The sequence below is a fragment of the Paracoccus fontiphilus genome (genome assembly GCF_017356265.1).
Classification (GTDB): domain Bacteria; phylum Pseudomonadota; class Alphaproteobacteria; order Rhodobacterales; family Rhodobacteraceae; genus Paracoccus; species Paracoccus fontiphilus.
The window spans coordinates 1-5,174 of record NZ_JAFNAW010000117.1 but is presented as its reverse complement, the minus strand read 5'-3'; the positions used below and the strand labels follow the sequence as shown (position 1 = coordinate 5,174).

Sequence of the window (5,174 nt, the reverse complement as noted above, 5' to 3'; positions counted from 1 at the left end):
TGGGAATAATGGTGAGACGTAGCACCACTTGGCCATACCTCCAACTGGCCTGCACCCTTTCTGACAGTGCCATGATCCTCTTGCTTGTAATCTCTTCGCCAGCATACTCTCGTGGCCACGACAAGGCTTCGCCTTGCCTTGACCACTCGCGCTGTTGAGGGGGCGTGCCGCCCCCTTCAAACCCCCCGGTCCGCACCATTGGCACGGCGGGACCAGCCCCGAACCGGCAGGGGATACCCCTGCACCCCTCTGGAGCCTGCCTGATGGCCAACGACCCTTCCGCCACCCCCGAGCCTGCCCGCTGGATCAAGCTGCGGGCCAGCGCGGCAGAGCGGGCGCGCTGGCAGGCGCTGGCGGCGAGCCGGGGCATGTCCCTGTCGGAGCTGATCCGGACCTCCCTGGGCGGTCTGCGGCTGCGGACGCGACGGGAGCCGCCGCCGGTCGCCCCGGAGCTGCTGCGAGAGCTGGCGCGGATCGGAAACAACCTCAACCAGCTCGCGCGGGCCGCCAACCGGCAGGAGCCGGTGACGGCCACGGCGTTGCTGGCGCGGCTGATCGAGATCGACCGGGATCTTGGGGCGCTTCGGGCGGCGCATACGCGGGCCAACCCGCCGGAGCGCGGCTGATGCTCATCAAGTTCACCAGCGGCGGCCGGGGCGGCGGGGGAGTAGTGTGCGGCTACCTAGTCGATGCGGAGCGCGTGGGCCGGGAGCATTGCCCGCCGGAGGTGGTACGCGGCGATCTGGTGCGGACGCAGGAGCTGATCGACAGCATCGAGCGGCAATGGACCTACACGCACGGGGTGCTGTCCTTTGCGCCCGAGGACGCGCCCAGCGTGGCCGAGCAGGAAGCGGCAATGGATGCCTTCGAGGCCTTCGCCTTTGCCGGCCTCGATGCCGACCAGTTCGACATTTCCTGGGTGCGCCACCAGCACACCGAGGCGGGCCGGGTGGAGCTGCACTTCGTGACCCCGCGCCTGGAGCTGGCCTCCGGGCGGGCGCTCAACATCGCGCCGCCCGGCTGGGAGCGGAGCTTTTCCACCCTGCGGGACGCGCTGAACCTGGAGCATGGCTGGGCACGGCCGGACGATCCGGCGCGGGCGCGGGAGGTGGCCTTCGAGCTGTCACCGCCCTGGGCGCAGCACGGATTCCACCTGAAAGAGGGCAAGGAGGCCGTCCACGGCTATGTGGCGGCGCTGATCGAGCGGGGGGCGGTGCATGATCGTGCCAGCCTGGTCGATGCGCTGACCGAGGCGGGGCTGGAGGTCACGCGGGCAGGCAAGGACTACGTGACGGTGCGCGATCCCGACACCGACGAGCGCCTGCGGCTCAGGGGCCGCATTTACGAGAAGGACTGGAGCGATGACACGGAGCTTGGCCGAGCGGCTGCACGAGAGATTGGAGAGCCAGACGGCCGAGATCGCGGCCTTGACCGAGAGCGAGCTGCAGAAGCTGTCGCAGCGTGTGAGCGCGAGCGTGAGCACCGAGCTGACCGAAATCGAGATCGCTATCGCCCGAGCCACACATGGGATCAGGAGCGCGCTGCCACAGCTGAAATGGATCATAGGACTGACCTGGGGCGCGCTGATCGTGAGCTTGATGCTGACCGGCTTCTTGCTCTGGCGCTCGAACCAGCCCTTGAGGGTAGTGGAGGACATGCCCTTGGAGACGTTCCAGAGCGAGGGGCAGAGCTACCTGGTCGTGCCCGAGAACGCGACACCGCTGCAATGCAACACACCCTCGGGGCGGAAGGCGATCTGTTTGCACATGACGAATGGGGACTGAGCCATGGACCAGCTCACGGCATTGGAGCGCGCCTTGCTCGAACAGTTCAGGCTCTTGGCGAACGAGTTCGATCAATCGGAGAGCGCGTCCGAGGAATATTCGAAGAAGGTGGGCGCATGGTCGCAGCGCATCTCGCAGCGACAATCGGCGATCGAGGCCCGCTTGTCGCAGATCGAAGCCACGCAGCAGCGCTTGAGCGCGGGCTTGGAGAACTTGAACGCGGCCTTGGCCAAGCAGACCGCCTCGACCACGCACTTGGTGCAACAAGTGAACGCATTGCTGAAAGAACTCTGACGCTGGTCCAGGAGCGCAAAGCGCATGAATGGGAATTGGAACGGGCCGCAAGGCGGGAGCGCGACAGGGGCCACGATCACGAGCTTTAGGATATGGCAGCTATGCGGACGAAGCTGCCATTGTCCAATTTACAGGAAGCGGTCGCGGCAATAGCGTTTATGCAATCCTCGCCGGGGTTGGAGACCTGAATCATGAGCCTCGAATACCTGCTGACCGCCTTCATTATCTGTCTCTCGCCGGGCATCGGCGTTGTCTATACGCTTTCGTCAACGCTCGGCGGCGGCGTCCGAGCCGGTTTCTGGGCCGCAATTGGCTGCACGATTGCGACGGTTGTTCACCTTGTTGTCGCTATGGCCGGTCTGGCGGCAGTCCTGCATACCAGCGCCGTCCTGTTCCAGATGATCAAATTCGCTGGCGTAGCTTATCTGATCTGGATGGCCTGGGCCGTGCTAAACGACCGGGGCGGGTTGTCGGTGCGCCCGTCCACGCCGGTGCCGCCAGGGAAACTGGTCTGGCGCGGCATCCTTCTAAATATCTTGAATCCGAAAATCCCGCTGTTCTTCGTGGCGTTCATCCCGCAGTTCGTGCCGGTCGGCAGTCCGGTCGGGCTGTTGATCGAACTAGGACTTGGCTTTACCGTCATGACCTTTGTTGTGTTCATGGGCTATGTCGTCGTTGCAGCGACCGGCCGCCAGCGCCTGCTGCAAAGCGAGCGAACGATGAACTGGCTGCGCCGCACCTTCGCCGCTTCCTTCGCGGCGCTTGGGCTGAAACTGGCCGGCGAGGGGACACAGGGATGATCAATAAGATGAATGGCAGCAAAGGGCTCAAGCCACGCCCCCTTTGGCCTTGCAGGGCGCCAAGCTGATTTATCGGCCAAGGAGGCGCTGGAATAGGCTGCGAGATTCCTTGGGCCGCTTGTCTTCTAGGAGCGCCTGCTGGCGCTCGGCCATCGCGCGCCAATGGTCGGCATTGGCTTCAGCCTTGGCCAGCATCTCGCGCAGCAACTCGACCTCGCGTTCCAGGCCCCGGTCGGTCGGAGTGGTCGAGTGGTTCTCAAGGGTGGTCGGTTGCGGTTCCGGGAACCGGTCGGCCGACCGGTCGGGGACTTGAAAGGGAAATGCGCGGTGCAACTCGGCCGGGTCGATGGCGTAGCGACCCCGATCATCCTTGGGCGCACTCATGCGCCCACTATTGATGGCGTTCAGCAGGGTGGACTTGGAGCGGCCGCAAGCCTTGGCAGCCTGGTTCAGCGTCAGCGCCACAGTGGTTCCTTGGGTGGTCGGTTCCGGTCGGCAAGGTGGTCGGTATCGGTTCCTGGAACCGGTAGCCGACCGGTCGGCTGCTATTCGGGGGTCTGGTCGGACTTGCCGCCCTCGATCACGTCCAGCTTGTAGCGTTCAACAGCTTGCGCGTGGCTGTTCACGTTACCCCGGAACGCCCCTTCCGGCGTCACGGTGATGATCTTCACCCGCCCGCGCTTCATCCGCCGAATGGCCCCCACCTGCTCCAGAAGGTCCAGAGCACGAGCCATATCCCCTTTGTCGGTCCGCATCACCTCGCAGAGGTCTGCGGCGGTCTTGGTGCATTCGTAGGACTGCCACGCGAGGTTTCGGGTGATCTGCCAGAGCACCGCCTGCGCATGGAAGGCCTGCGCAGGAGTCTTCGCCGCCGCAAACAGGCGTTCGGTCACGGCGTCCTGATACTGGAATGCAATGGACACGTTGCCTCCTCCGAAGAAGTCAAACTCAATCTGATTGCTGACGGACAGTTCCTTGGCCGCCAGAGCGGCCTTCCTCGCCAGTGCGGCGCGTTCGGGGCTGTTCTCCCGGAGAGCCTGCTGATCGAGCAGGAGCGCTGCTTGGTCATAAGCACCGCGCTTGCGCATCGCCCGAGCGGTTAGGTCGGCAGGCGGATTCGGGTTTGTGCGTGGGCGCGGCTCTGCTGCCCCGACAATGACGCCGATGGACTGCACTGGAGATCCTGTCCGGCGCTGCGCCAGTTGCGTGACCTTTGCCGCCTCGATGTCCTCCACAGACACCCCCATCCGCCGCAGTTCGTGAATTGAAATCCTGCCCATCCCTCGCCTCGATAGTTGGCCACCAACCAACTTAAGTTGGCCACCAGCCAACTGTCAATTTCTGTTTTTCTCAGCCCAGCAAGGCTGAAACGGCCAAAATGCACCAGCGTATCCATATATCCTTAAGAATCTTAGAAGCACCGACACACGCAGATCGGCCGTTTGGTTGCGCTGCACGGTCGGGACATGCTGGGGAAAAAGAAAGTGAAACGGCTGCGCTAGAGAAGGCCACAGAGAGCGCCGGTGCCGTCCTGTAAGGCCAGACAAGGCCCAAGGGCCTAGAGGGGCCCTAGAAGGCGCTGTGGCGCTCTCACGCCTGCTTGCGTGGCCTGCCGCCCTTGGCGCCATTGGTCCGTGCGGCCGCGGCCTTGGCGGGGGAGGACGACTTGCCCCCTTCCGCGCCAAGCAGCGCGGCCATCCAGCGGCGCGTTCCATAGATGCCCTTCATGAAGCCGGGAACGTAGACGTCCGCGTCCAGGCGGGGCCAGTGCAGCCCAAGGCCCGACGGGGTGATCTCGATTTCGGCGAGATCGGCGGGGTCGGCTCCGGCCAGGTCTTCCACAAGATGCACCGGAACCATGATGGTAACGCCGCTGCTCAGGCCCACCACGAGGCGGTTCTGGCGGGCGTCATATTCGGCACTGACGGCATAGCCGTTGCGGCGCAGCTCCTCGCCCTGGCGGACGGCAGACTGAAACTCTTGCTCAGAAATCTCCATGGATGGCGCTCCATTGCGGGCAGAGGGTGGACAGGTGCGCAGCCAGATCCTTCTGGATGCGCAGTTCTTCGCGGCGCGAGAAACCATAGCTTTCCCGCAGGCTTGGCGGACCATCAGGACAGTTCAGCACGAACACGGCCTCCCCCTTGGCCCCAATAACGTGGACATGGGCGGGGCGGTGATCGGCAGGGTAGATCACCACCCGCAAGCCATCGAGGCGAAGAACAGTCGGCATGGCGCACCTTAGCAAAAACCCAAGCGCTTGGGAATAATGGTGAGACGTAGCACCACTTGGCCA

7 protein-coding genes are annotated in these 5,174 nt (G+C 64.1%); 3 read left to right on the top strand and 4 right to left on the bottom strand.

Translation table 11 applies throughout. The annotated features are described in order from the left end of the window. Positions 1-164: 164 nt before the first annotated feature. The 3 genes from J0F76_RS21300 (at position 165) to J0F76_RS19820 (ending at position 2,878) form a co-directional block, all read left to right on the top strand. The gene (locus tag J0F76_RS21300) at positions 165-626 is read left to right on the top strand and encodes a plasmid mobilization protein (protein ID WP_207472121.1); all 462 of its coding nucleotides are present in this window, start codon (positions 165-167) and stop codon (positions 624-626) included. Then, complete coding sequence (locus J0F76_RS19825) at positions 626-2,167, top strand: relaxase family protein (RefSeq protein ID WP_207472120.1); 1,542 nt, start codon at positions 626-628, stop codon at positions 2,165-2,167. Before J0F76_RS21300 ends, J0F76_RS19825 begins: the two co-directional genes overlap by 1 nt. Before the next feature lie 102 nt (positions 2,168-2,269). Next, complete coding sequence (locus J0F76_RS19820) at positions 2,270-2,878, top strand: LysE family translocator (protein WP_207472118.1); 609 nt, start codon at positions 2,270-2,272, stop codon at positions 2,876-2,878. Between the two features lie 69 nt (positions 2,879-2,947). On the opposite strand, the gene J0F76_RS19815 is transcribed toward J0F76_RS19820, so the two are convergent. The 4 genes from J0F76_RS19815 to J0F76_RS19800 form a co-directional block, all read right to left on the bottom strand. Beyond that, positions 2,948-3,343, bottom strand: coding sequence for a hypothetical protein (locus J0F76_RS19815; protein ID WP_207472116.1), 396 nt, complete (start codon positions 3,341-3,343; stop codon positions 2,948-2,950). Positions 3,344-3,423: 80 nt separating this feature from the next. Next, a complete protein-coding gene (locus tag J0F76_RS19810; RefSeq protein ID WP_207472112.1) occupies positions 3,424-4,113 on the bottom strand; it encodes a helix-turn-helix domain-containing protein in 690 nt (229 codons plus the stop codon). 355 nt (positions 4,114-4,468) lie between these two features. Beyond that, a complete protein-coding gene (locus J0F76_RS19805) occupies positions 4,469-4,876 on the bottom strand; it encodes a DUF2442 domain-containing protein (RefSeq protein ID WP_112875557.1) in 408 nt (135 codons plus the stop codon). Then, positions 4,863-5,111 (bottom strand): DUF4160 domain-containing protein, encoded by a 249-nt coding sequence (locus J0F76_RS19800; protein WP_081791460.1) that lies wholly within the window; start codon positions 5,109-5,111, stop codon positions 4,863-4,865. The genes J0F76_RS19805 and J0F76_RS19800 overlap by 14 nt, the downstream gene beginning before the upstream one ends. Between the last annotated feature and the right edge of the window lie 63 nt (positions 5,112-5,174).